21 protein-coding genes are annotated in these 22,840 nt (G+C 60.4%); 10 read left to right on the top strand and 11 right to left on the bottom strand.

Annotated features, from left to right (window positions below; translation table 11 throughout):
* Positions 1-139: 139 nt before the first annotated feature.
* Genes AB3X86_RS18355 through AB3X86_RS18365 form a run of 3 tightly spaced genes read left to right on the top strand, consistent with a single transcriptional unit; the run spans position 140 to position 3,084 of the window.
* Positions 140-1,291, top strand: a complete 1,152-nt coding sequence (locus AB3X86_RS18355; protein WP_368597081.1) for a Re/Si-specific NAD(P)(+) transhydrogenase subunit alpha — start codon at positions 140-142, stop codon at positions 1,289-1,291.
* Between the two features lie 17 nt (positions 1,292-1,308).
* Positions 1,309-1,629, top strand: a complete 321-nt coding sequence (locus AB3X86_RS18360) for an NAD(P) transhydrogenase subunit alpha (RefSeq protein ID WP_368597082.1) — start codon at positions 1,309-1,311, stop codon at positions 1,627-1,629.
* Complete coding sequence (locus AB3X86_RS18365) at positions 1,630-3,084, top strand: NAD(P)(+) transhydrogenase (Re/Si-specific) subunit beta (protein WP_368597083.1); 1,455 nt, start codon at positions 1,630-1,632, stop codon at positions 3,082-3,084.
* A gap of 728 nt (positions 3,085-3,812) precedes the next feature.
* Here the strand turns inward: AB3X86_RS18365 and AB3X86_RS18370 are convergent.
* Positions 3,813-4,577: an SDR family NAD(P)-dependent oxidoreductase gene (locus AB3X86_RS18370; RefSeq protein ID WP_368597084.1), complete on the bottom strand. Its 765-nt coding sequence runs from the start codon at positions 4,575-4,577 to the stop codon at positions 3,813-3,815.
* Positions 4,578-4,824: 247 nt separating this feature from the next.
* On the opposite strand from AB3X86_RS18370, the gene AB3X86_RS18375 reads away from it, so the two are divergent.
* Complete coding sequence (locus AB3X86_RS18375; RefSeq protein ID WP_176111329.1) at positions 4,825-5,619, top strand: IclR family transcriptional regulator; 795 nt, start codon at positions 4,825-4,827, stop codon at positions 5,617-5,619.
* Positions 5,620-5,728: 109 nt separating this feature from the next.
* Here AB3X86_RS18375 and AB3X86_RS18380 read toward each other — a convergent pair whose 3' ends face one another.
* The gene (locus tag AB3X86_RS18380) at positions 5,729-7,168 is read right to left on the bottom strand and encodes an MFS transporter (protein WP_368597085.1); all 1,440 of its coding nucleotides are present in this window, start codon (positions 7,166-7,168) and stop codon (positions 5,729-5,731) included.
* Positions 7,169-7,387: 219 nt separating this feature from the next.
* Between AB3X86_RS18380 and AB3X86_RS18385 the strand changes: the two genes are divergently transcribed.
* The 3 genes from AB3X86_RS18385 (at position 7,388) to AB3X86_RS18395 (ending at position 10,270) form a co-directional block, all read left to right on the top strand.
* On the top strand, positions 7,388-8,584 hold the full coding sequence (locus tag AB3X86_RS18385; RefSeq protein ID WP_176122672.1) for an amidohydrolase family protein: 1,197 nt from the start codon (positions 7,388-7,390) through the stop codon (positions 8,582-8,584).
* A gap of 135 nt (positions 8,585-8,719) precedes the next feature.
* Complete coding sequence (locus AB3X86_RS18390; protein ID WP_176122671.1) at positions 8,720-9,514, top strand: enoyl-CoA hydratase/isomerase family protein; 795 nt, start codon at positions 8,720-8,722, stop codon at positions 9,512-9,514.
* A gap of 60 nt (positions 9,515-9,574) precedes the next feature.
* Positions 9,575-10,270: an SDR family NAD(P)-dependent oxidoreductase gene (locus AB3X86_RS18395; RefSeq protein WP_368597086.1), complete on the top strand. Its 696-nt coding sequence runs from the start codon at positions 9,575-9,577 to the stop codon at positions 10,268-10,270.
* Positions 10,271-10,511: 241 nt separating this feature from the next.
* Here the strand turns inward: AB3X86_RS18395 and AB3X86_RS18400 are convergent, their stop codons facing one another.
* The 3 genes from AB3X86_RS18400 to AB3X86_RS18410 all read right to left on the bottom strand — a co-directional run bounded on the left by AB3X86_RS18400 (position 10,512) and on the right by AB3X86_RS18410 (position 13,371).
* On the bottom strand, positions 10,512-11,354 hold the full coding sequence (locus tag AB3X86_RS18400) for an SDR family NAD(P)-dependent oxidoreductase (protein ID WP_368597087.1): 843 nt from the start codon (positions 11,352-11,354) through the stop codon (positions 10,512-10,514).
* A gap of 31 nt (positions 11,355-11,385) precedes the next feature.
* Positions 11,386-12,075, bottom strand: coding sequence for an SDR family NAD(P)-dependent oxidoreductase (locus tag AB3X86_RS18405; protein ID WP_368597088.1), 690 nt, complete (start codon positions 12,073-12,075; stop codon positions 11,386-11,388).
* Between the two features lie 144 nt (positions 12,076-12,219).
* Entirely contained in the window at positions 12,220-13,371 is a 1,152-nt protein-coding gene (locus AB3X86_RS18410; protein WP_368597089.1) for an NADH:flavin oxidoreductase, read from the bottom strand.
* Between AB3X86_RS18410 and AB3X86_RS18415 the strand changes: the two genes are divergently transcribed.
* Complete coding sequence (locus tag AB3X86_RS18415) at positions 13,295-13,945, top strand: PaaI family thioesterase (RefSeq protein WP_368597090.1); 651 nt, start codon at positions 13,295-13,297, stop codon at positions 13,943-13,945. The two genes, AB3X86_RS18410 and AB3X86_RS18415, sit on opposite strands and share 77 nt — an antisense overlap.
* A gap of 34 nt (positions 13,946-13,979) precedes the next feature.
* On the opposite strand, the gene AB3X86_RS18420 is transcribed toward AB3X86_RS18415, so the two are convergent.
* The 6 genes from AB3X86_RS18420 to AB3X86_RS18445 all read right to left on the bottom strand — a co-directional run bounded on the left by AB3X86_RS18420 (position 13,980) and on the right by AB3X86_RS18445 (position 20,492).
* Positions 13,980-14,678 carry a TetR/AcrR family transcriptional regulator gene (locus AB3X86_RS18420; protein ID WP_368597091.1) on the bottom strand — a complete coding sequence of 233 codons (699 nt, stop codon included), beginning with the start codon at positions 14,676-14,678 and terminating at the stop codon, positions 13,980-13,982.
* Positions 14,679-14,790: 112 nt separating this feature from the next.
* Positions 14,791-16,155 (bottom strand): hypothetical protein, encoded by a 1,365-nt coding sequence (locus tag AB3X86_RS18425; protein ID WP_368597092.1) that lies wholly within the window; start codon positions 16,153-16,155, stop codon positions 14,791-14,793.
* A gap of 31 nt (positions 16,156-16,186) precedes the next feature.
* The gene (locus tag AB3X86_RS18430; protein ID WP_368597093.1) at positions 16,187-17,038 is read right to left on the bottom strand and encodes an oxidoreductase; all 852 of its coding nucleotides are present in this window, start codon (positions 17,036-17,038) and stop codon (positions 16,187-16,189) included.
* A gap of 37 nt (positions 17,039-17,075) precedes the next feature.
* A complete protein-coding gene (locus tag AB3X86_RS18435; RefSeq protein WP_368597094.1) occupies positions 17,076-18,506 on the bottom strand; it encodes a hypothetical protein in 1,431 nt (476 codons plus the stop codon).
* The gene (locus AB3X86_RS18440; protein ID WP_368597095.1) at positions 18,461-19,921 is read right to left on the bottom strand and encodes an acyl-CoA reductase; all 1,461 of its coding nucleotides are present in this window, start codon (positions 19,919-19,921) and stop codon (positions 18,461-18,463) included. Before AB3X86_RS18440 ends, AB3X86_RS18435 begins: the two co-directional genes overlap by 46 nt.
* 73 nt (positions 19,922-19,994) lie before the next feature.
* Positions 19,995-20,492, bottom strand: coding sequence for a MarR family winged helix-turn-helix transcriptional regulator (locus tag AB3X86_RS18445; protein ID WP_368597096.1), 498 nt, complete (start codon positions 20,490-20,492; stop codon positions 19,995-19,997).
* Positions 20,493-20,654: 162 nt separating this feature from the next.
* Between AB3X86_RS18445 and AB3X86_RS18450 the strand changes: the two genes are divergently transcribed.
* Together AB3X86_RS18450 and AB3X86_RS18455 are read left to right on the top strand one after the other, a co-directional pair.
* On the top strand, positions 20,655-21,734 hold the full coding sequence (locus AB3X86_RS18450; protein WP_368597097.1) for a phosphotransferase: 1,080 nt from the start codon (positions 20,655-20,657) through the stop codon (positions 21,732-21,734).
* Between the two features lie 167 nt (positions 21,735-21,901).
* The gene (locus tag AB3X86_RS18455) at positions 21,902-22,720 is read left to right on the top strand and encodes an SDR family NAD(P)-dependent oxidoreductase (RefSeq protein WP_368597098.1); all 819 of its coding nucleotides are present in this window, start codon (positions 21,902-21,904) and stop codon (positions 22,718-22,720) included.
* Positions 22,721-22,840 lie beyond the last annotated feature (120 nt).

The following is a 22,840-nucleotide window of genomic DNA, read 5'->3' on the forward strand; positions in this document are numbered from 1 at the left end:
TCGAGGGTGCGCTTTTTTTATGGATTACCCACCAGTTCCTTGAGGGGTGCATTGCGCCCGAAGGTCGAATGGTTGCTGCCTCGCGCAGCAGGCCTCGTGGGTACGTTCATACCACGCATATGCAATCAGGAGTACTTTGATGCACATTGGAATCCCCGCGGAAACGCGGGCGAACGAATGCCGTGTGGCCGCGACACCCGAAACAGTCAAGAAATACGTCGCCCAAGGGCACACGGTAACGATCCAGACCGGCGCGGGCATCGGCGCGAGCTATCCCGACGAGGCGTACATCGCCGTGGGCGCGCGGGTCGCCGATGCGGCTGCTGCGTTCGGCGCGGACCTTGTGCTCAAGGTTCAGTCGCCAACGCGGAGCGAATTGCCGTTCATGAAGTGGGGTTCGGTGCTCGTTGGCATGCTCGACCCCTTCAACGTCGACAATGCGACCACACTCGCCGCGGCTGGCGTCACCGCGTTCGCGCTCGAAGCCGCACCGCGCACGACACGCGCACAGAGCCTCGATGTGCTGTCCTCGCAGGCCAATATCGCCGGGTACAAGGCGGTGCTCCTGGCTGCGAACCTTTATCCGCGCTTCATGCCGATGCTGATGACCGCCGCAGGCACCGTGAAGGCGGCGCGCGTGCTGATTCTTGGTGCGGGCGTGGCGGGTCTGCAGGCCATTGCCACGGCGCGGCGCCTTGGCGCGGTGATCGAAGCTTCCGATGTACGCCCGGCGGTCAAGGAGCAGATCGAGTCTCTCGGCGGAAAGTTTCTCGACGTGCCGTTCGAAACCGATGAGGAACGCGAGGCGGCCCAAGGTGTGGGCGGCTACGCTCGCCCCATGCCACCTTCGTGGCTCGCGCGCCAGGCGGCGCTGGTGCATGAGCGCGCAAAGCAGGCCGACATCGTCATCTCGACCGCGCTGATTCCGGGCCGCGACGCGCCGACGCTGCTGCCTTCGGAAACCGTGCAGGCGATGAAGCCGGGCTCGGTCGTGATCGACCTCGCGGCGGGACGCGGTCCCGTCGCCGAGCAGGCCTCCGGACGGCGCGGCGGCAATTGCCCTCTCACCGAGGCCGACAAGGTCGTGACGCACCATGGCGTGCAGATCTGCGGCTACACGAACCTCGCTTCGATGGTCGCCGCCGATGCCTCCGCGCTCTACGCGCGCAATCTGCTCGACTTCCTGAAGCTGATCGTCACGAAGGAGGGCATCCTCAACATCGATCTCGCGGACGACATCGTCGGGGCTACGCTGCTGGCCCGTGACGGCCAGGTCACGCGCAAGGCATGACGGGAAGGAGAACAGGAATGGAAGTCATCAATCATACGGTCATCAATCTGATCATCTTCGTGCTAGCCGTCTACGTCGGCTATCACGTGGTCTGGAACGTCACGCCTGCTCTGCATACGCCGCTGATGGCCGTGACCAATGCGATTTCGGCGATCGTCATCGTCGGCGCGATGCTCGCCACGGGACTGACCGTGGGCGGCGCAGGCAAGTTTTTCGGCACGTTCGCCGTGCTGCTCGCGGCCGTCAACGTGTTCGGCGGATTTCTCGTCACGCGGCGCATGCTGGAGATGTTCCGCAAGAAAGAGCCGAAGAAGCTCACCGGCAAGGAGGATGCGTAAATGAGCATGAACCTCGTTACGCTGCTTTACCTGGTGGCGTCGGTCTGTTTCATTCAGGCGCTCAAGGGGCTTTCCAACCCGAGAAGCGCGCGCGCGGGCAACATGTTCGGCATGGTCGGCATGGCGATCGCCATTCTCACCACGCTTGCGCTGATCGTGAAGGAGTCCGCGCAGTTCGGCTCGAATCTCGGGCTCGGGCTTGCGTTGCTGTTCGCGGCGCTCGTGGTGGGCGGCGGTCTTGGCGCGTATGTCGCCGCGCGCGTCGAGATGACGAAGATGCCCGAGCTGGTCGCGGCGATGCATTCGCTGATCGGTCTTGCTGCTGTCTGCATTGCGTACGCGGTAGTTTCCGATCCCACCGCATTCGGGCTCGTTGCAGAAAATGCGCCGTATCCGGGCTTCCTGCCATACGGCAACCGTATCGAGCTTTTCATCGGCACCTTCGTCGGCGCGATTACGTTTAGCGGCTCGGTAATCGCCTTCGGCAAGCTGTCGGGCAAGTACAAGTTCCGGCTGTTTCAGGGCGCGCCCGTGGTCTACTCCGGCCAGCATCTGATCAACCTGATGCTCGCGCTCACGATGCTCGGCTTCGGTGTCCTGTTCTTCCTCACGCAGTCGTGGCTGCCGTTCATCATTATGACGATCATCGCGTTCGTGCTTGGCGTGCTGATCATCATTCCGATCGGCGGTGCGGACATGCCGGTGGTCGTGTCGATGCTGAACTCCTACTCGGGCTGGGCGGCGGCGGGTATCGGCTTTTCGCTGAACAACGCGATGCTGATCATCGCGGGTTCGCTCGTGGGCTCTTCCGGCGCGATTCTGTCGTACATCATGTGCCACGCGATGAGCCGCTCGTTCTTCAGCGTGCTGCTTGGCGGCTTCGGCGGCGAGGCTGGCTCAGCGGCAGCGGCTGGCGCGCAGGAGCAGCGTCCGGTGAAAGCGGGCTCCGCCGATGATGCGGCGTTCATGCTGGGCAACGCCGAGAGTGTCGTGATCGTACCGGGCTACGGGCTCGCCGTGGCGCGCGCGCAGCATGCGCTGAAGGAGCTGACCGACAAGCTCGTCGAAAAGGGCGTGGACGTGCGCTATGCGATTCACCCCGTGGCGGGCCGCATGCCCGGTCACATGAACGTGCTGCTCGCCGAAGCCGAGGTGCCCTACGACCTCGTGTTCGAAATGGAGGACATCAACAACGAATTCGGCCAGACCGACGTAGTGCTGGTGCTCGGCGCGAACGACGTCGTGAATCCGGCGGCGAAGAACGATCCGAAGTCGCCGATCGCGGGCATGCCGATCATCGAGGCGTACAAGGCGCGCACGATCATCGTGAACAAGCGCTCGATGGCCGCCGGTTATGCGGGCCTCGACAACGAGCTCTTCTACATGGACAAGACGATGATGGTGTTCGGCGATGCGAAGAAGGTAATCGAAGAAATGGTAAAAAATTGCAGCTAGGGGGCGAGTCATGACGACCGGGACAGGCAACAGTCGCATTGCAACTACAGACCAGTCAGCAGTAGGAAATATCGACTCGGGCAGGGACATGCGGGATATCTCGCGACCGCATCAAGGTTCGGACGCTGCCGGACGAGGCGGGAAGTCACCGCCGTGGGCTTGGGGGAACTGCCGCAGCGAATTCGACTGGATGGACGTGCACTTGCCGTCCTTCACGTCGGAATGGTTTTAAGAACCTTCTTAACAGGCGGTTCGAAACCGCACTCTCCGCGATCGGCCTCCAACTTCTAGCGCGACGCGGGGCAGCCGGCCCTGCGTTGCTCTGGAGGGCCGGCTCGGTGGTCTTCTCGCGCGTCGCTCTCTCGCGATGCGCATCCAACTCGACGTTTTCCCACAAGCCGTTGATTGTTTTTGCGGGCGACGGTGAGCCTTGGCGTCTGCGCGTGCGAACGCCCCTGCGTCGACGAACACATCAAAACCAGCGATGAAAAAAACGCCTTGGCTCGGTGTCCCGCAGCCAAGGCCAAACTCCACACGCTCTCGCGAAGTGTGTGAGAGGAGAAGTCGTCCGTGATCATTCTTCGATCTTGGTGCTACGCGCCGGGCGCAAAAACATTCCTCGGATCGAAATTCGCGATAATGCAACGATCTGTTTAGTTAGATCATTTCTTAATCTATCGAAATGCAACTGTTCGTTTCATATATTGCACTGCGTTCAAAAAGACGCACTAAAGCATTGACTGCCCGCCGTCCACACTGATAGTCTGCCCTGTTATGAAATTAGCGTCGTCACTGCACAGAAATGCAACTGTTCGTCCAATATCGCGCTGAGGATCGCCGAAGCGCCCAACTGCAATTTCAGAGAGATAGCGAGTGCGTTCCTGGGGATTGGCCTCGAGGTAGGCTTCGGCAGCAGGCGTTAGCGCTGCCGGGCAAATGACATTGACGGTAATGCCATAGGCGCCCCATTCGCGCGCCGCGACACGCGAGAGACCACGAATCCCCTCCTTGGTTGCGGCGTACGCGCCGAACCCCTTGAGACCTTCGATGCCGGTGCGCGAACCGAAGTTGATGATGGCGCCGCGGCCTCGCGACTTCATCTGCGGCAATACGGCTTGCATGAAATACAGCGTACCGTATAGGCCCGACTCGAGCGTATTACTCCAGTCATCGTCGGTAACAGACTCAACTGGTACACCCGGGCTGCTGCTTTGTGCATTGTTGATGAGCGCGTCTACACGTCCGAACCGCTCGACGGCAAGCTCGACTGTCCGAACGGCGTCGGCGCGATTGCGCGTATCACCGGGCACTACGAGCACTCGTGAGCCATGGGCGGTCAATTCCTCGGCGGCCTGCGTGAGTTTGGCCTCCGTACGACCAGTCAGGACCAGGCTCGCTCCCTCGGCGGCAAGTGCACGGGCAATACCGAGTCCGAGGCCTTGCCCGCCTCCGGTCACGATGGCGACCTTTTCTGCCAGTTTTTTCGGGTGCATGTGTGAGTCCAGAAGTGATGGTGAATCTTGTTGTTCGACGTGCAAGCGCACCGTAAGGACGTTCCGGAAAGAGATGTCCGGCATTCCAATTTTGCGAACGTCGTTCAACTATAGCGCAAGCAGAGAAAGGGGGCGCCCTGGCGTATTCCCGAATTCGGATGGCGCGAAAGTGTGCCACATTGCGATCGTTGTAAAACTATGTGAATAGTTCCCGTATAATCGATACAGTCAATTCATGGGGAAAATCATGTTGAAAGAGACCTCAGCGCCGGCGGACCGGGACGTCAGCGGGCCGCGCTCGCTGACCCGACTCCTCGGAATTTTCGATGTGCTGGCGAAGTCTCCGGACGGTATGTCGCTGGCAGAACTGAATGTCGCCCTCGAGTCACCCAAGAGCAGCCTGCTCAATCTGCTGAGGCCTCTAGTGGCGGAAGGGTTCTTGATGCACGACGCAGGCCGCTATCGTTTAGGGCCGTCGATCTTCCGGTTGTCCGCGGGTGTGATGGCCGCGTGGAACTTCTCGAAGATGCTGCGCCCGTTCCTGGTGGATCTCTCGAAGAGCACCAATGAAACCGTGTATATCGGTGTTCTTGACGCCGAGCACAAAGAGATCACCTATGTCGACGTGATCGAAAGCGAGCAATCGGTGCGCTATTCAATGCACATCGGTCTGCGTCGCCCGCTCTATTGCACGGCTGCGGGACGCGTACTGCTGGCCCACGCACCGGACGCTTTCGTTACCGATTACATGAAGTCGGTCAAGTTCGAGCGCCGCACGCCGCAAACGATCGCAACGAAGAAAGCGCTGCGTGATGAACTCGATCATATTCTCCAAAGTGGCCTGTCGGTGAGTCGCGGCGAACTGCTGCCGGATTCCGCCGGTGTGTCGTCGCCGATCTTCGGGCCGAATGGCAATGTGATCGCGGCGATGGCGATTGGTGCGCCGCTCGAGCGCTTCGACCGCGAACGTCATCGACTCGAAGAGAACATGATCAGAGTCGCTCAGCGGGCGTCCGCGTTGGGGCAAGCAGAAGAGGAGTGACTGGCCAGGCGGTCGGCTGCGCGGTGAAGCGCGTGCTTCACCGCGCAGTGGCCGCGGCGCGGTTTAAGATGCGTTGCACCTGAGCGCAACGCATCGATCGAAACGACAATCAGTGGGTACGACGCTTCGGCAGTATGGAAGCGATCAGCAGTCCGGCAATCGAACTGCAGGCAATGTAGACGAATACCGAAACATAGCCGCTATCGGCGGGAAACGATGCACCGCTGGCTCCGGTCGTCGCGCTGCGCAGTAGTGAAAAGACCGCCTGGGCGCCTACCGCGAAGAAACACGAGAAGAACACGTAGAGCATGCCCGTTGCCTCGCCTGTCTGATGTGCAGGCGTCGTTTCCACGATCTGGTTGTACAGCGCAGTGCTCGTAAAGGCGAGGCCGAACGAGCACAGCACCGCACCTGGCACGAAGAGCAGCAGGTTGCGATGAAGCACGATCAGTGAGGCCCAGGCCAGGGCCAGTATGAGCATGCCGATCATGGCAGCGGGGCGGGCCTTGTAGCGGGCCGCAACACGGCCGCTCCACGGGCTTGCGACCAGCGCGACGATGTTGATGCTAAACATCAGCAGTCCAGCCGTCGTTGCGCTCAGCCCGAATCCGGCGTACGTGCCGGCAGGTTGCTGGGCGAGCAGCGAGAAAACCTGTCCCAACTGCATGGCGCCAGCCGCGAGGAATGCCATGCATGCATTCGCCAATACGACTTCGCGCATTTTCAGCAGACGTACGTTGATGAGCGGATGACGGGCTCCGAGTTGATGGCGTGCCCAGAGTCCGAGCACGATCATCCCGCCAACGATCAAAGCCCATAGCCGCACATCGCCGAGTCCCCACGCGCGGATTTCCTGCACTGCGAACAGGATGGCACACAGTGCTGGAGCGAACGCAAGGCCTCGAATGTAGTCGATCCGGACGCCGGGATTCGGCGGAGACGGCGGTGCCCACGTGCGTACGGCTGCGACGGCGACGACGCACAGCGCGACTTTGAACCAGAAGCCGCCCTGCCACGAATAGTGATCCACGACGACGCCCGCGCAGATGTAAATCAGCCCCGCCGATACCATTCCCGCCGCACTGATCAATCCGACCGCGGCAGGCACCCTGGCAGGTGGCAGGTTCTCACGAACCAACCCGATCGAGAGCGGCGTAATGCCTGCCGCGATCGATTGCATCGCACAACCCGCGACGAGTATGCCGACGTCGGTCGCGCACGCAGCGACGACTGCGCCGACCGCAGCGACCGACATCACCACCAGCAGGATTCTGCGGTAGCCCAACAGATCACCGAGTCGCCCACTCACGGCTGCAAAGACGGCCGAGCCGAGCCAATATGCGGTCACGGTCCAGCTCACGGAGTTCGACGCAGGAAAGGCCTTGTAGAGCGTGACGAGCACCGTATAGATGACGGTGATGCCAGACGAAGCCGCTACCGCGGCAAGCAGGATCGCGATCGTGAATCCACGTGGTGGTCCCGCTACGCGTTGCGCTCGGTGTGCCTGCGGGGAGAGTACTTCTGCTTGCATGAACGTCTCCGGTTGCATGTATCGTTTGGATTATACTTATATCCGAACAGTGTTCGCATTGATGTTTTTGTACGAGCGATCGATGCAGGCCACAAGGATGGCGAAGGCGCTGCCCGATATCAAATCGATATCGACGCTTTTGAGTTCGATATGAGAGTTTTTCGGTCGATGGCTTGACCCGATACTTCTCTCAAGGGCGCTCGTTCAGCAGCGCTCCCCACGATCAGGAGATAGAACATGCAAGCGTATCAAGGGAAGATCTACGACGCGGACACGCACTTCTACGAAGTCGAGGACGCATTCAGCCGCTACTTGCCCGAGCAGTTCAAGAAGGACTGGTCGTTTACCAGCCGCGTGACGGCAGACGGCAATCGCTGCATGTATGTCGGTGACCGCAAGGTGGAAATCAGCGAGGGCTACACCTCGGCCGAGGGGCACGTGCCGCCGCCGGGCAAGCTGCATGAATGGCTGCGCGCGATGAAGGAAGGCAAGGATAACGTCGATATGCGGGTGCCCCCGACCCCGGACATGTTCAACCGCGACGCGCGTTTGCAGAAGATGGACCAATTCGGTGTCGAGGCCTGCACGATGTACATCGGCGAAATGGTCGCGTGTATTTCGTATCTCAACGAGCCGGTCGCCGCCAATGCGGTTCTGCATGCGTATAACCGCTGGATGCTCGAAGACTGGGGTTTCAACTACAAGGATCGCATCTACACGACGCCGGTCGTCACGCTCGACGATCTCGATGCCGCTGTCGCCGAGGCCAAGTGGCTCGTGGCGAACGGCGTGCGCGTGGTCCTGATGCCGATGGGGCCGTTCAATGGCCGTGCGCCTGCGGACCCGTACTTCGATCCGTTCTGGTCGATTCTGAACGAGGCTGGCGTGCGCGTGACGTTCCACGTGTCGGAAGCGATCTACATGAAGGATCACATGGCGGTGTGGGGCGAGCCGGTGCAGCAGTCGCGCCAGCGTCAGACCGCCTTCGTCTGGATGCACGGCTACGGCGAGCGTCCCGTGATCGAGACGCTGTCGTCGTTCATCTTCTATAACTTCTTCGAGCGTTTCCCGCGCGTCAAGCTGTGCAGCGCGGAAAACGGCGCGGAATGGGTGCCGTCGATGCTCGTCAAAATGGACAAGTGCCGCGGGATGGCGAAGAATGGTTACTGGCCGTGCGGGCAGTTGAAGAAACGCCCGAGTCAGATCTTCAAGGAAAACGTCTTCGTGGTCGCGTATCCGGAGGACAACATTGCCCAGATCATCGCTCAAACGGATTCGTCGGACTTCCTGTTGATGGGCTCCGACTATCCGCACGCGGAAGGGGTGCCGGAACCGAAGGACTTTGCGTCGGAAGCATGCAATGCGCTGTCCGAAGAGGACACGCGCAAGATCATGTACGACAACGGTCGCAGGTTCATTCCGCTGCACGTGTGACCGCTTTTGCGCTGTGCGCCGGGTGTGCGCTGGTCGGCGTCATGCATTCGCGCGGCAGCGCGAATGCAGCGTCCGTCGACGGCGGCAGACTGTCCTGCCGTCCCGCCGGATTTCTTCATTGTGAATAGGTTAGCCATGAATATTTCGGACTATAAGGCGTTGTTGCTCGAACGCGATGGCGGCATCCTGACCGTCACGCTCAACCGCCCTGAAACGTTGAACGCGTTCGACGAGCAGATGGACATCGAGATGTCGCGGCTTTTTCTCGATGTCGCCGAGGATGATGAAACCCGGGTCGTCGTGTTGACTGGCGCAGGGCGCGCTTTTAGCGCGGGTGGCGACATCGAGCACATGCAGCAGGTCATCGACAACCCGACGCTGTTTCTCGAAGGCATGCAACGCGCGAAGAAAATTGTCTTCTCGATGCTCGATTGTCCGAAGCCGGTCATCGCAAAGATCAACGGTCATGCAATTGGCCTCGGCGCGACGATCGCGCTATTCTCGGATCTGAGCTACGCGGCCAATCACGCGAAGATCGGTGATCCGCACGTGAAAGTCGGCTTCGTGGCGGGCGATGGCGGCGCGGTGATCTGGCCGCAGCTGGTGGGCTATGCGAAGGCCAAGGAATACCTGTTGACGGGCGACCTCGTCACCGCGGAAGAAGCAGCACGACTGGGTCTCATCAATCATGCGGTGCCGGCCGACGAACTGGATGCCGTGGTCGACGCCATGGCGAGGCGTCTCGCCAACGGCGCTTCACGCGCGATCCAGTGGACCAAGGCTTCGATCAACATCGGCCTGAAGCAGCTTGCGCATTCCATTCTCGACGCGTCGATCGCATACGAGGCGTTGTCGAACCTGACGGAAGACCATCAAGAGGCGGTCAACGCGTTTCGCGAGAAACGCGAGCCGGTGTTCAAGGGGCGCTGAGCTTTTTACTGCGTCCGGCTTTAGCGATGTGGGCGGCGGGCGCGGCCAGGGAGATCTGACATGCAACGGGTAGTGGCGGTAACGGGTGGATTCGGCGCGCTTGGGCGCACGGTTGGTCGCGTGTTTGCTGAGAACGGCTGGGAGGTTGCGCTGATCGACAAGGCGCCTGCGCCAGAGAACGCGAGCGCGGAGCAATTGCACGCTTCGTGGTGGCGAGGCGGCGTCGAGCTAACTGATCTCGATTCGGCGCGCTCGGCGATCTCGGATATCGTCGAGCAGCTTGGCAAGCTCGATGCGCTCGTCAACATAGCGGGGGGCTTTCGCTGGGAGACGTTGGCGGACGGCAGTCTGGACACGTGGGATCTGATGTACCAGATGAACGTGCGCACGGCAGCGACTGCGTCGAAAGCCGCGCTCGACTATATTGCCAACAGCGCGGAAGGCGGACGCATCATCAATATCGGAGCCGGCGCTGCACTGAAGGCGGGCGCGGGCATGGGAGCGTATACGGCTTCGAAGTCGGGGGTGATGCGTTTGACAGAGGCGCTGGCCGAGGAACTCAAGGGCCGCTCCGTTACCGTCAACGCTATCTTGCCAGGCATCATCGATACGCCGCAAAACCGCAAGGATATGCCGGACGACGACTTTTCCCGTTGGGTGCGGGCTGAAGAAATCGCCAACGTGATTCTCTTTCTCGCGTCGGGTGCCGCGTCGGGGGTAACCGGGGCGTTGATTCCGGTGACCGGGCGCACGTAAAAAACCGCAAGCGATGGTCCAGCGGGCAGTCAGGCGAGATGTCCCGAGCGTTTTCTGTCTCGCTGGCTGGTCAAACAGGCCACACCAAATGCGATCCGGCGAAGAAGGCCGTCGCCAGCAGCGGACTAGTCAACGGTACGCTAGAACTGCGTTCGCTTGCGGTTGAAATCGATCGTGGGCTATAGCGCTCAGCAGATCTTTGCCGGGCCTTTCGCGGCGTTCGCTCATCCAGCCTTGGAACTCAGTTGATCGATCTGACTTGGCCGCCATCGACACGATAGTTGGCACCGGTCATGTAACCGGATAGCGGACTGGCCAGCAGGGCGACCATGCGGCCGATATCCTCCGGCTCGCCGAACTTGCCGGCCGAATTGACGAAGATCTGGGAAGTAAAACGGCGCTCCACCTCTGCCCAGTCATCGACATCCCAACCCTGCTTCAGTGCGAGATCGGTAAACGTACTTTTGACCGCAGGCGACATGATGATGCCGGGCGTCACGGTGTTGACCGTGATCCCGGTCGCGGCGAGTGTCTTGGCAAGCGATGCGCTCATGTTGACCATCGCCGCCTTGATGGCCTGATATTCGGCAAGATCGGGCTCCACTTGTGTGGCGGCCGCGCTTCCGATATTGATGATGCGCCCGAAGCCGCGCTCTTTCATTCCTGGAACGAGCTTCTGGACAAGCCTGACGGCCGCGCCGACATTCTGCTCGAAAGTCCAGAGCCAATCGGTCCAAGGCGTCTCGAGCCAGGCTGGATTCATCGCACCACCTTTGCCGTCCATACGATGCGAGCTGGCACGGCCGCCGGCGTTGTTCACCAGGATGTCAACTCCGCCGAGCCGCTCGATGATCTGATCGGCGACGCCGTTGCAAGCCGCCTCATCGGATAAGTCACCCACGACATAAGAAACCTTGCCTCCGGCAGTCGTGATTGCTTCTGCCACGTTCCGGCAACGTCCTTCATTGCGGCCGTGCACGACCACGACGGCGCCCTCGCGAGCCAGGACTTTTGCGATGCCTTCGCCAATTCCAGAGTTGCTGCCGGTGACCAGTGCGCGCTTGCCTCCAAGCTGCAGATCCATTGTCAGTTTCTCCCGCTCATAAAAAATGTCCTCATCGTGTCGCCCCTTGCACCGAAGCGGCGATCTCGGCCGCCGTGGGATTGCGCCGGAGCGTGAGTCCGCCAGTGACATGGAGGGTCTGCCCCGTCATGAAGCATTCGTCCGACGCGACGAACACCGCGGCGTTGGCGATGTCCTCGACTGTATTGAGCCTGCCTAGCGGCATTTCCTTGATGAAGGCGTCGGTCATGCCCGGGCTGATGAAGTCGCCCAGCATCGGCGTCTCGGTCAAGCCAGGCGCGATACAGTTCGCGCGTATGCCGAAGCGGCCAAACTCATTGGCGACCGTGCGCGTAACGTGTTCGAGCCCCGCCTTGACGCCCATATAGGCAGCGTGGTTCTCGAACATGATCGTGGCCACAGCCGAAGAGATATTGATGATCGAACCGCCGCCCGAGCGTTTCATTGCGCCGACCGCGCTCTGCATGAAAAAGAACCCGCCCTTGAATATGATCGACAGCATCTCGTCGATCTCGGCTTCGGTGGTTTCTTCGAATGCTCCGTAGTGGCCGGTTGCCGCGGCGTTGACTGCAATGTCGAGACGGCCGTGCGCATGGACCACATCCTCGACGAGCTGAGAAACCGCTGCTTTCGACGCGACATCGCAGAGCTTCGCGCTCACTGGTGCGCCGATTTCCCGAGCGAACGACTGCAGGCCCTCGACGCTCCTTCCCGAGATCACCACTGTCGCGCCTTCATCGACAAAGCGACGCGCATGGCCTGCCCCATGTTGCCAGCTCGTGATGCTCCCATTACGAGCGCGATCTTGCCATCCAGTCTCTTCATCGAAGTCTCTCGCTGATTTAGGCAGAGCGAAACATGTACTTCAAGTTAGTCGTGCGAGCGACTCGTTGCTGAATCCGAGGAACGGCTCGCCAAGCCGCGCGCGCCGCGCCCAGTTTGGATCATGCAGAAGCGAGCGTCCTACGCCAACAAGATCGAATTCGCCGCGCGAAAAGCGATCGAGCAGAGGGGTGAGATCGGGCTGCGCCGAGGTCTCGTCCCCGGCCATCGAATCGTAGTAGCCCTTGTTAATGCCGATTCCACCAACAGCCATCGAAAGCCTGCCGGTTACCTTCTTCACCCAACCGGCGAGATTCATTTCTGAGCCCGGGAATTCCGCCCGATTGAAGTACCGGGTGCTCGCCTCGAAGATGTCGACGCCCGCGTCCGCGAGCGGGGCGAGGATCTGTTCAAGCTCGTGCGGATCGTTGGCGAGACGCGCGCGGAAATCCTGCTGTTTCCACTGGGAGAAGCGGAACGTGATCGGCATCGTGGCGCCGATCGCTTCGCGAATTGCGCGAACGACTTCGGTGGCGAAGCGGCTGCGCGCTGCCAGATCTTTGCCCCATTGATCCGTGCGCTGATTGGTTTCGGCCCACAGAAACGCGTCGATCAGATAGCCGTGACCACCGTGAATCGCGATTCCATCGAAGCCGGCGGCCTTCGCATAGCGGGCGCTTCGACCATAGGCCGCAATGACGTCCGCGATCTCGGCGTCGGTCATCGGGCGAGTTGGCGTCATGACCCGCTCCATGTAGCCTGCGTTCAGCGATGTCGTTCGTCCCGCCGGTCCCCACAATCCGGAGGGGCGCAGCGGTGCCGCAGCCGGGAAGGGGCCCGTATTCGCTTCCTTCATCGGGCCCATGTGCCACAACTGAGGAAAGATGATGCCGCCACTTGCATGCACTTCGTCTGTCACGCGGCGCCAGGCGGTAACGGATTCGTCGTCGACCAGCACCGGGATCGAATTTTCGCCTAGTCCCGCTTCGCCAAGTGCTGCCGGATGATCGACACCAACGCCTTCCGTGATGATGAGACCTGTCTCGCCCTGCGCACGGCGCTTGTAGTAGGACGCGACGTCACTGCCAGGCAGTCCATTGGGTGAAAAGCCGCGGGTCATGGGTGACATGACGATACGGTTGGCAAGCGTGACGCCCCGTACGGTGAGGGGCGTAAAGAGCGATCCGATATCCATGAGCGTTCATATAATTGACTTTCGTGCGGATAATGATACGCTATCTTTGATTGAGGAAGAAAGGAAATCTGCCGCCGCGTTACATCCGGCGTCGAAGAGGAGAATTGCATTGGAGCAAACAGACGCACTGGCCGTCTTCTGCTGGCAAGCAGATGACGAAGGGCCCATTCCGGAAGGATTTGCGTTGATGCCGGCGTTTGGGCCCTTCCATCAGATGTTCGGACCAACGTACTTTCGTAAGACTGAGCGCGGACACGTGATTGGGATGTATGTCCGCGAGGCGCATCGCAACCTCGGTCAGATGATGCACGGCGGCGCGGTTTGCATGCTAGCTGATACGGCCATTACATGGGCGAGCAAGCATTCGCGTGAGCCGGCGGTGAAGGTGTTGACGACGAATTTGACCGTCAACTTCATGGGCAACGCTGAGCCCGGCGATTGGGTCGAAGCTCGTGTCGACGTTTTGCGTTCGGGAAGGCGAGTGATTTTCTCGGACTGTCAAATCTGGGCGAATGCAAAGTGCATTGCCCAGGCGTCGGGGCAGTTCCAGGTGATGGGGGCGTTTGACAACTAGTCCTTCGCGGGACTAGAGAATGTAGCGCCCCACGTTACGGCATTGATCTGCCCCGAACCTTATCTAGAGTCGCTCGATATTTCCACGCCGTCAACACGAACCGATGAATGCGTTCGGCCCGGCGTTTGCGTTCTGCACGCGTGGTTTGTATCGCAAGGTGGACTTCGGGCGCGCCGGTGACCAACGTCAGCAGATCGCGCGCCGAATTCGCAGGGTCGTCGATGTCGATCACTCCGCTGGCCGCGGCGGATTCGAGCGCGCTCGCGAGGGGCGCCAGCATCGTAGCTGTGTATTGCAGAAATTGTTTTGCGATGTCCGGGAAGCGCATCGCTTCGCCGATCACTAGCCGGGAAGTGTGCATGCTGTCCGGCGTCGCCATGTGCTCGACGAGCGCGTCGATGAGGGCTGCCAGGTTCGTCGAAAAATCGCGGCCCGGCTCGACATGCTGTGAAATCTTGCCGCGCAAATCAGCCATCCCGCGCCAGACGATGGCGCGAAACAACTCTTCCTTGGTTCCGAACTGACGGTAAATCGTCGTCTTGCTGACGCCCGCGATCGACGCGATTTCTTCGACTCTCGCGGCGCCGAAACCTTCTCTCATGAAGACCGATTTGGCGGCATCGAGGAGGCTCTCGCGCATCTGGAGCGCATCGTCGTGGGTGGGCCGGCCGGCCGTTCGCTGTTTGCCCGCGGCAGCGAGCCGCGAAGCTCCGTCGGGAGCAAGGACTGCCATAGGTTTGAACATCGGTGAGTGTTTTATGACGGATACAGGCCGCCAGTATACTCACGTGTCCCGGGGGGCGCCACTGACGGCGCCCCTCGGTTCCAAGGTCAGTGCGCGAGGCTCAAACGTTGATCATGCCGCGTACATACGACTCCATCGTACCTGCGCACGAAAGTTTGTCTTCGCCTTCTTCGAGATCCGCATACCGGCCGACCTGCCTGACTAGCGGTCCCCGCAGTCCGTCGGTGTTGCCGGTCGGCGAAAAGTCGACGGTGACCTTGTCGCCGGTAATGAAACCGCCCCAGTATCCTTCGGCCAGCAGATCGAAGAACGCGAACCGCCCTTCGACGACGCCCTGACCATCGGAAGGATTCAGCAGGTGCTCACCCGATTTGTCGAGAACGAACGGAACGATCCACGGGCAGATAGCGTAGCCCTGCGCAACGTCCGACCAGGGACCGGTGCCGATCATCTCGGTCATGCCATAGCTGTTCTGAACGTTCTCCGGCCGGATACCGTAAAAGCGGATGACCTGCTCGCGGTAGTCGGCGGGCGCGGCAGTGCCTTTCAATCCGCCTCCGGCCGTGATCACCGTGTCGGGGTGGCAGATTCCATCCGCTATCCCGCGCTGGCGGGCGCGCTCCACGAGAGTCCAGTGCAACGACCAGTTGCCTTGCACGAGCACGGGGACTTCCCGGCGCGCCGTAAGCTTGTCGAGAAACCGGTCGATCATCGCGCCTGTGTGTCGCTGGCGTGCCACCGCCTGCTCCTGGAATGCCGCGACTTCACTGGGCTTGGCGGAGCCATCGGCCATTGCACGACGCATGCGGCCCATCGAGATCGTTGAAGATGCGAGCACCGGGTCGTCGAACATCAAGGTACTTTCGGCGCCGAGTCGCTTTGCTGCGTTCAGTACCGGCTCAATATGCCGATGCGCCCCGCCCGGTGGCATCATCAGGAATACCGGGCGTTTGCCGAAGTCTCTTTGGATCAATGCGTTGCCGTACACGCCCAGCTTCACGCAGGACTCGGTGACATTGTCGAGATCGGCTCGCGTCTGGCTGACGAAGCTGCACTTGCCGGACGTGCCGCTCGAGCTGAACACGTGATGACCTGCGTCGCGCAATCGATCCATCCACGCGTCGACGTTATCGACGCCGTTGACCTCGACGTCACCAACGCGTTTGCTCGATAGTGTCTGCAGCCAGACGGACAGATGCTTCCAGCGGCCGTTGTCGATGAACTGCTCAGGGTAGCTCTTGTAGATTTGATGCGCGAACAGCAGCGGCACCATGTCTGCGTGACGGTTGACGTCTGCGATGCCGACATCGTCCGCTCTGCGGCGCAGCAGCTTGATCTGCTCGCGGCGCTCGGCGAAGCGCTCTTTCATGGCTGCGAGCTGAAGCTCACGGAGATTCTCGGGGTGGTTACGGAAAGGGTCGCTTTCGCCACCAAGCATTGCGTAGAACGGGTCCAGAGCGGACATGTTGTCTCCTCTGCAGGAAATTGCTGCGAATTTATTGATCGAAATTGGTGGAACTCGAGACTTCAAGCCATGTTTCGAGGTTGTCCTGTACCGATGCGAGCTTTTTGCGGACGACGTCGACGGCGTCGGGACCGAGCGGCAGACGCAGCGGCGGCGCGTCTGCCGACACCGCGCGGACGATGGCCTCGGCGGCCTTCGCGGGGTCGCCTGCCTGGGTGCCGTGGTAGCTGCTCATATATCGGCGCATTTGCCCCACTGTCTCCGAGTAGTCGGGCAATTCGTTCTCGCTCCACTTCAGCGATCCACCCGCGAAGTTCGTGCGGAAACCGCCCGGCTCGACGAGGGTCACGCCAATGCCAAATGGGTGGAGTTCCTGAGCCAACGATTCTGAAAGTCCTTCGACCGCGTGCTTCGACGCGCAATAGAAGCTGCAGCCAGCGATGCCGATCACGCCGGCGACCGACGAGAAATTCACGATATGCCCGCGCTTACGCGCGCGAAAGTGGGGCAGCACCGCTCGTATCACATTGACCGTGCCAAAGACGTTGGTATCGAATAGTTGCCGCGCCTGCTCGTCGGAAACCTCTTCGAGTGCGCCAAACAGGCCATAGCCGGCATTGTTGACGAGTATGTCGATAGCGCCAGTGCGCTCGAGCGCCTGCCCAACGGCGCGTGGTACCGCCGCCGCATCGGTGACGTCGAGCAGCAGGCCGTGCGCGCGGCCGGGCGCAAGATTTTCAAAGGAGGCGATCTGCGTTTCATTGCGTACAGTGCCGACCACTTTGTCGCCGCGAGCGAGGACCGCCTCGGCCAGGGAGCGGCCGAAGCCGGACGAAACACCGGTGATAAACCACACGGCCGGATTTGTCGTTTGTCGTGTCATCGTTGAGTAGATTCTGTAGATTTCTGGGTAGATAAAATCATCCGGCCGTGCGAGCCTCAGTCATGTCTGCGACCTCTCCGCGGACATAGGCGTCGATCGTTCCGGCGCAAGACAGCTTGTCGTCGCCGCCGGGCAGATCCTTGTAGCGAACGACGTCGCGAATGATGGGCGTGCGCACGCCGTCGATGCCATGACCAAACTCGACAGTGACCTTGTCGCCGCTGATGACCCCGCCCCAGCGACCATCCGCCAGCAGGTCGATCATCGCGAGCCGTCCTTCGACAACGCCTTTTCCATCGGGCGGATTGAGAAGTTCTTCGCCTTTGGAGTCGAGCACCAGCGGGACCAGCCATGGCGGTACGGCCCACGCCTTCGCTTCATGGAACCACGGGCAAAAGCCTGACACTTCGCCCATTCCATAGCCGTCGTTGAAATTGGCCGAGTTGAAATTGAAGAAGCGTTCGCACTGCTGCTGGAAATCCTCGGGCAAGTTCGCGCCTTTTTTGCCGCCTCCGATACTGATGATCGTATCGGGATGAAAGTCGCCGTCGGCGATACCGCGTTCGCGGCCGGTGGCCACGATCTGATACAGCATGCCCAGCATGCCCATGATGAACATGGGCTCATGGCGCCGGTCGAGCAATTGGTCGATGAAAAGCCGGAAATCGGCTTGTACGCGCTCGCTACGTTCCCGGCTCTCGTTCTGGAACGCCTCGATTTCACTTGGCAGCGCGGTACCGTCCGCGATCGCGCGTCGCATGCGTGCCATGCGCGTCGTGTGCGCGGCACTCTGCGGTACATCGGACATGTAGTGGAGGTCGCCGGGCACGGCAATCGATTCAGCGAACTTCGCCATCCGTTCCGTGCCGGTATAAGAGCCTGAAGAAGGTGTCAACAGAAACACCGGATAACGCCGCGACGGATCGCGCATGCCGCTCGCGGCCCACCGAATACCCTGGGCGAGCAGCCGCCATCCAAGTTCACGGTCGGCCTCGCTTTGGTATATGAAGGACTGCTTGCCCGACGTCCCGCTCGAACTCATCACGTAGTGTCCGTTGCGGCGCAACTCGTTGATCCAGTCATCGAGGTCGCGAATCGCGTCATATTGGAGTCCGTCGATCTTGCGCGTCGTGAGCGTTTGCAGCCACGCAGTGAGATGGCGCCATTTACCCTGCTCGATGAACGCATCCGGATAGCTTTTATATACGGCGTCGGCAAAGAGCAATGGCACGGCATCGCTGATGTTCTTCACTTCGGTAACGCCAGCCTCGCTGGCCCGCTTGTCGAGAATACGGATCTGCAGCCGTCGCTGTGCGAAGCGCTCGCCCACGGCCTGAAGCTGCATCGCGTGGAGGTTTTCGGGCGCATTCCGGAAAGGGTCGGCGACGTCCGTGAGTGGCAGTAGCTTAGAAAGGGCTTGCATCATCGAGTCCCCTCCTGATTCGGACCGGATTCCTCCGATACCCATTTCATGAATCGATGGATCGGGAACATGGCGTCATGGGGATAGCCGCCGACTCCGTCAGAAATCGACTCGCCCAGCGCCACCATGCGCTGGACACCAGCGCAGGCGAGCGCGTCGCGTACCTCCGTGACCCGGTGAGGCGGATAGATCCCCACCGTCTGCGTGGCGACCGTCGCGTGCCGCGCGCCATCGCGCAGGCTTGATACAGGAACAACGTTGACGGTCTTGCAAATGGGGTGAAAATCCACCATTTCGTCAGAACGAATGACGAGCCCCTTGCCGTCATAGCCACCGAACACGCGATAGATCGATTCCATTTCACGCAGCACGTCCACGGCCTCGCGAATGTCGGCGGGCACGAGCGGGCCTTGGCCGTCGCCGTACCGATAGTCTTCGCCGAGTGCGAGCGCTAGTTGCTCGCAGTAGCGGTCGGCGTCGTCTTCGTCGCCTTCGACGAATTGATACCGGCTAGCATTGCACGCGTCCTGATTGAACGACAGCACATCGGCTGCGCCCGCACGCGCGACCTCGCGCAGTACTTCGTCCGATGCAAAGGCCTCGCGGCCGATCAGCGAGATCGAAACCTTCGGATCGAACGCGACCAGCTCGAGCCCGGGGCCGGCATAGCGCATCACATGCCGAACCGCGCTTTCGCCGCCCCACACGACGATTTTGTCGAAGTACTGCGGACGATAAAGAATCGACTCGACGTTTTCGTCGCCACCGCGCCAGTACGCGGCAGAAAACGACTGGGTAATCGGATGATCCGGGTCGATTTCGGCCATGGTGCGCAGGATTGCGGTGGCCGTGAAAAGATCGTTCGAAGGCAGCTTCAGCAGGTGAACACCCTTCGTCAGCGCCGCGCGCATGACCGTCATGGCTGCGACCATCGGCGAGTTGCCTGCGAGGATATGTACGAGGCGCGGGGGAAACGCGCGCAGACGACTCGGGCGCCCGCGCAGAGTACGTTCCACCCAACCGTCCACGAGGCGCGCGTCGCCGAGACTCACGCGCAGTTCGTCCTCGATCACTTCACGCAAGAAAAGATTGGGAATGTCGCGATAGCAGTTTTCGAGGATCCGTCGCCCGAGCGGACTGACCTTGATCATCGATTCGAGCGCGGCCTGCATCAGCGGATTCGCGTCGAGGTGCAAACGCGGACCTAGCTCGACCAGAAAATCGATGATCTTCGCGACTGGAACATCGAAGGCAGGGCCGGATTCAGCGCGTGGCCACACCAAATCGTCCAATTCGATTTTAGGCGTGCAAAAGCCTTGCCCCAGATCGCGAGACACGTGTCTGATCGCGCTTCCGGTGACGGTGCGCCCGCGGTATACGTGAGGAACCAGCAGCGGTGCGAGGCTGGCATCCTGCGCCGGGTCCGCGCTTTGCTTTACTGTTGTTTCGGTATGCTCCATGAACAACTCCTTTCAGTAGCGGGTACGCATCGGCCTGAGCGCCGACGTCGATCGATTCTGGGGATCTCGCAGCTCAACTCAAGTTGGCGATCATCCGGTCGAGCAGATTCCGGGCGGTTTCAACTTCATCCACCGTGAAGCCGTGAAGTTGGCGATTGCTTGTTTCGACGATGAGCGGCAGAGTCTCGCCTAACAGCTGTCGGCCATCTTCTGTCAGTGCGAGCTCGACGGAACGTCTATCTGACGTACTGCGGATCCGTTCAACCAATCCTCTTTTTTCGAGCGAATCGAGCTTGCGGGTCATGATGCTGCCGTCAGCGAGAAGTATTCGGCACAGGGCGGTAGGTGTACGAGCACGCTCGTCGAACAGCGCTTTCAAAATCCCCCACTGAATTGCAGAAAGTTTGCTCGCCGCGAGCTTCCGGTCGATTTCCGCGCCAAGCAGAAGATGAACCATGTTCATCTTGAACGCGACGCTTTCTTCTGTGCGGTACTCGTCCGGAGCAAGCGTATGCGCGAGTTCGGCGCTAGCCGGACGTCTCTGAACTGCGGGGGATTCGAGTGGGGTCATCGATTACCTGCTAAAAAAATTTTTGCGTTTGCAAGCAACTATATGCACGTCATTCAAAATATGCAACGCACCGGGGGGTGTGGTTTTCCCCATGTTGCGACCGAAAGGCTGTCTGCGCGACGATGCGCACGCGTCTTTCATCCGCAATATTCGGGAGGAACCTTGTCTGAATCTGGTGTGGTAAGTGACATGAGGTTGCCTGTCACTGTCGGGGAAGTGACGGCAGAGTGGCTTACTTCAGCGCTGGGATTCCGCTTCAGCGGCGTGGAAGTGCTCTCGTGCGAACACGTGGATGTACTGCCGGGCACGTCGACCAAGGTCCGCGTGGCTCTGGAGTACAACGACGCGGGACATGCGATGGCACTACCGTCGCGCATGATCGTGAAGGGCGGTTTCGAGGAACATAGTCCGTCGATGAAGGAGATGTATCGCAACGAAATGCGCTTCTATCGGGACGTACTGCCGTTCATAAATATGAACGCACCGAAATGTTTTTATGCGGGCGCCGATCCTGACGCCTGGCAGGCGGTCGTAGTGATGGAAGACCTGGTCGAGCGTAATGTTCGGTTCTGTCGCGCTCAGCAGCCGCAGGGCTACGAACAGGTGGCTTTGCGTCTCAGTGCAATGGCGCGCTATCACGCGCAAACATGGAATAGCCTGGAGTTCGACAAGGGCGGCCGGCTTGATTGGGTGGGGGAGCGCTTTTCGGATTGGTCGTTGGAATATCAGAACCGCTACCTCGAGGCGGATGTCTGGGCGCACTACGTATCGCTGCCGAGAGGGGCCGCTGTAAGCCGGCGTCTGCACGATCGCGGCTGGATGGTGGCAGCGCTCGGGCGCATTGCGCGCGAACACAAGCGCAAACCGGCATGTCTGATTCACGGCGATACGCACCTTGGAAATCTCTACGTCGAAGCTGATGGAGCGCCGGGTTTTTTCGATGCTCAGGTTAGCCGGGCGCCTTGGAGTCTCGAGGTCGCTTATCACATAGGGTGCGCGCTCGATATCGAAGACCGGCGCTCGTGGGAGCGGTCGCTACTAGAGCACTATCTTTCCCAACTGGCGATTAACGGGGTTCAGGCACCAGACTTCGACGAAGCATGGGGCGACTATCGACGCGATCTCGCATACGGATATTTCATCTTCGCGATCAACGAAACGCGCTTCCAGACCGAGGCGGTGAACACGGCGTATGCAGCGCGCTTTGGTGCGGCATTGGTGGATCATGGCGAAGTGGGCTAACCGATTGGATCGAAGGCCAATAATGCAACTATATGTTGCATTATTGGCCTGACGAGACTAAGCTCAAGCATCAGTGACGTCCTCGCGAGCGAGGGATTGAGCGCTAACGAATACCCGCTCGATCGAACGCTCCAGACGACGATCGATCTACCTCGACCGGCTACAGCATGCCCGCTCCGAAAGTCTTTCATCAACGTTTAAACGGCAAGATCGCGATCGTGACCGGCGCAGGATCGCTCGGTCAGGGTTTCGGCACGGGCAAGGCAATTGCCTGTCTTTTCGCCGCGGAGGGCGCGTCCGTCTGTCTCGTCGATCAGCAATACGAGCGGGCGGCGGAAACGCTCGCGCTGATCACGGAGGCGGGCGGCAGCGCGTTCGTCTCGACCGGCAATGTCACCGACGGTGCTGTCTGCGCGCGCATTGTCGACGAGACCGTCGAGAGGTACGGTGGCCTCGACATTCTCGTCAACAACGTCGGTATCTCGGGCGCGCCGGGGCGGTTGCAGGACGTCGACGAGGCGTCCTGGGATCGCGTGATCGACGTCAATTTGAAAAGTGCCTTCTTGATGAGCCGAAGTGCGGTGCCGAAGATCGTGGCGCGCGGAGGCGGGGCAATCGTCAATATCGGTTCGGTCGCGGGCATCCGCAGCCACGGGTCAGCCGCATACGGCTCATCGAAAGCGGGCATGGTCGGCTTTACGCGTGAACTCGCGGTGATGTACGGCCGCGATCATGTTCGTGCCAACGCGATTGCTCCGGGGCATATTTTTACGCCGATGGTCGAAAGCATGCTCAATGACAAGGCCCGCGAACGCCGCCGAAAAATCGCGCCCCTTCCGTTGGAAGGGGATGCGTGGGACGTCGCGGCCGCCGCGTTGTTTCTCTGCAGCGATGAATCGCGATTCATTACCGGCACGTGCCTACCCGTAGACGGTGGTGTGACGGAGGTCGCCGCGCTTGCGGCATACGACCTGGTTCAACAATAGCCGTCGATCTGACCAGTGTGCGGCTCGCCACGTGAAGCGTGTCTATTAGCACCGAGCTTACAGGGCGTGTTTTCTGGTAACTTAGCGTGGCTGAATTGACCCGCGTGACAGGAAACGGCA

Origin of the sequence: Paraburkholderia sp. BR14374 (assembly GCF_040948685.1) — a bacterium.
Lineage (GTDB): Bacteria > Pseudomonadota > Gammaproteobacteria > Burkholderiales > Burkholderiaceae > Paraburkholderia > Paraburkholderia youngii.

Coding starts and splice junctions, on each gene's coding strand:
- AB3X86_RS18430 (WP_368597093.1), bottom strand. CDS start 17,038: ATGACACGACAAACGACAAATCCGGCCGTGTGGTTTATCACCGGTGTT.
- AB3X86_RS18380 (WP_368597085.1), bottom strand. CDS start 7,168: ATGCAACCGGAGACGTTCATGCAAGCAGAAGTACTCTCCCCGCAGGCA.
- AB3X86_RS18370 (WP_368597084.1), bottom strand. CDS start 4,577: ATGCACCCGAAAAAACTGGCAGAAAAGGTCGCCATCGTGACCGGAGGC.
- AB3X86_RS18415 (WP_368597090.1), top strand. CDS start 13,295: ATGGGTGACATGACGATACGGTTGGCAAGCGTGACGCCCCGTACGGTG.
- AB3X86_RS18420 (WP_368597091.1), bottom strand. CDS start 14,678: ATGGCAGTCCTTGCTCCCGACGGAGCTTCGCGGCTCGCTGCCGCGGGC.
- AB3X86_RS18360 (WP_368597082.1), top strand. CDS start 1,309: ATGGAAGTCATCAATCATACGGTCATCAATCTGATCATCTTCGTGCTA.
- AB3X86_RS18395 (WP_368597086.1), top strand. CDS start 9,575: ATGCAACGGGTAGTGGCGGTAACGGGTGGATTCGGCGCGCTTGGGCGC.
- AB3X86_RS18455 (WP_368597098.1), top strand. CDS start 21,902: ATGCCCGCTCCGAAAGTCTTTCATCAACGTTTAAACGGCAAGATCGCG.
- AB3X86_RS18425 (WP_368597092.1), bottom strand. CDS start 16,155: ATGTCCGCTCTGGACCCGTTCTACGCAATGCTTGGTGGCGAAAGCGAC.
- AB3X86_RS18390 (WP_176122671.1), top strand. CDS start 8,720: ATGAATATTTCGGACTATAAGGCGTTGTTGCTCGAACGCGATGGCGGC.
- AB3X86_RS18375 (WP_176111329.1), top strand. CDS start 4,825: ATGTTGAAAGAGACCTCAGCGCCGGCGGACCGGGACGTCAGCGGGCCG.
- AB3X86_RS18410 (WP_368597089.1), bottom strand. CDS start 13,371: ATGGATATCGGATCGCTCTTTACGCCCCTCACCGTACGGGGCGTCACG.
- AB3X86_RS18440 (WP_368597095.1), bottom strand. CDS start 19,921: ATGGAGCATACCGAAACAACAGTAAAGCAAAGCGCGGACCCGGCGCAG.
- AB3X86_RS18400 (WP_368597087.1), bottom strand. CDS start 11,354: ATGGATCTGCAGCTTGGAGGCAAGCGCGCACTGGTCACCGGCAGCAAC.
- AB3X86_RS18355 (WP_368597081.1), top strand. CDS start 140: ATGCACATTGGAATCCCCGCGGAAACGCGGGCGAACGAATGCCGTGTG.
- AB3X86_RS18435 (WP_368597094.1), bottom strand. CDS start 18,506: ATGGGTATCGGAGGAATCCGGTCCGAATCAGGAGGGGACTCGATGATG.
- AB3X86_RS18365 (WP_368597083.1), top strand. CDS start 1,630: ATGAGCATGAACCTCGTTACGCTGCTTTACCTGGTGGCGTCGGTCTGT.
- AB3X86_RS18445 (WP_368597096.1), bottom strand. CDS start 20,492: ATGACCCCACTCGAATCCCCCGCAGTTCAGAGACGTCCGGCTAGCGCC.
- AB3X86_RS18385 (WP_176122672.1), top strand. CDS start 7,388: ATGCAAGCGTATCAAGGGAAGATCTACGACGCGGACACGCACTTCTAC.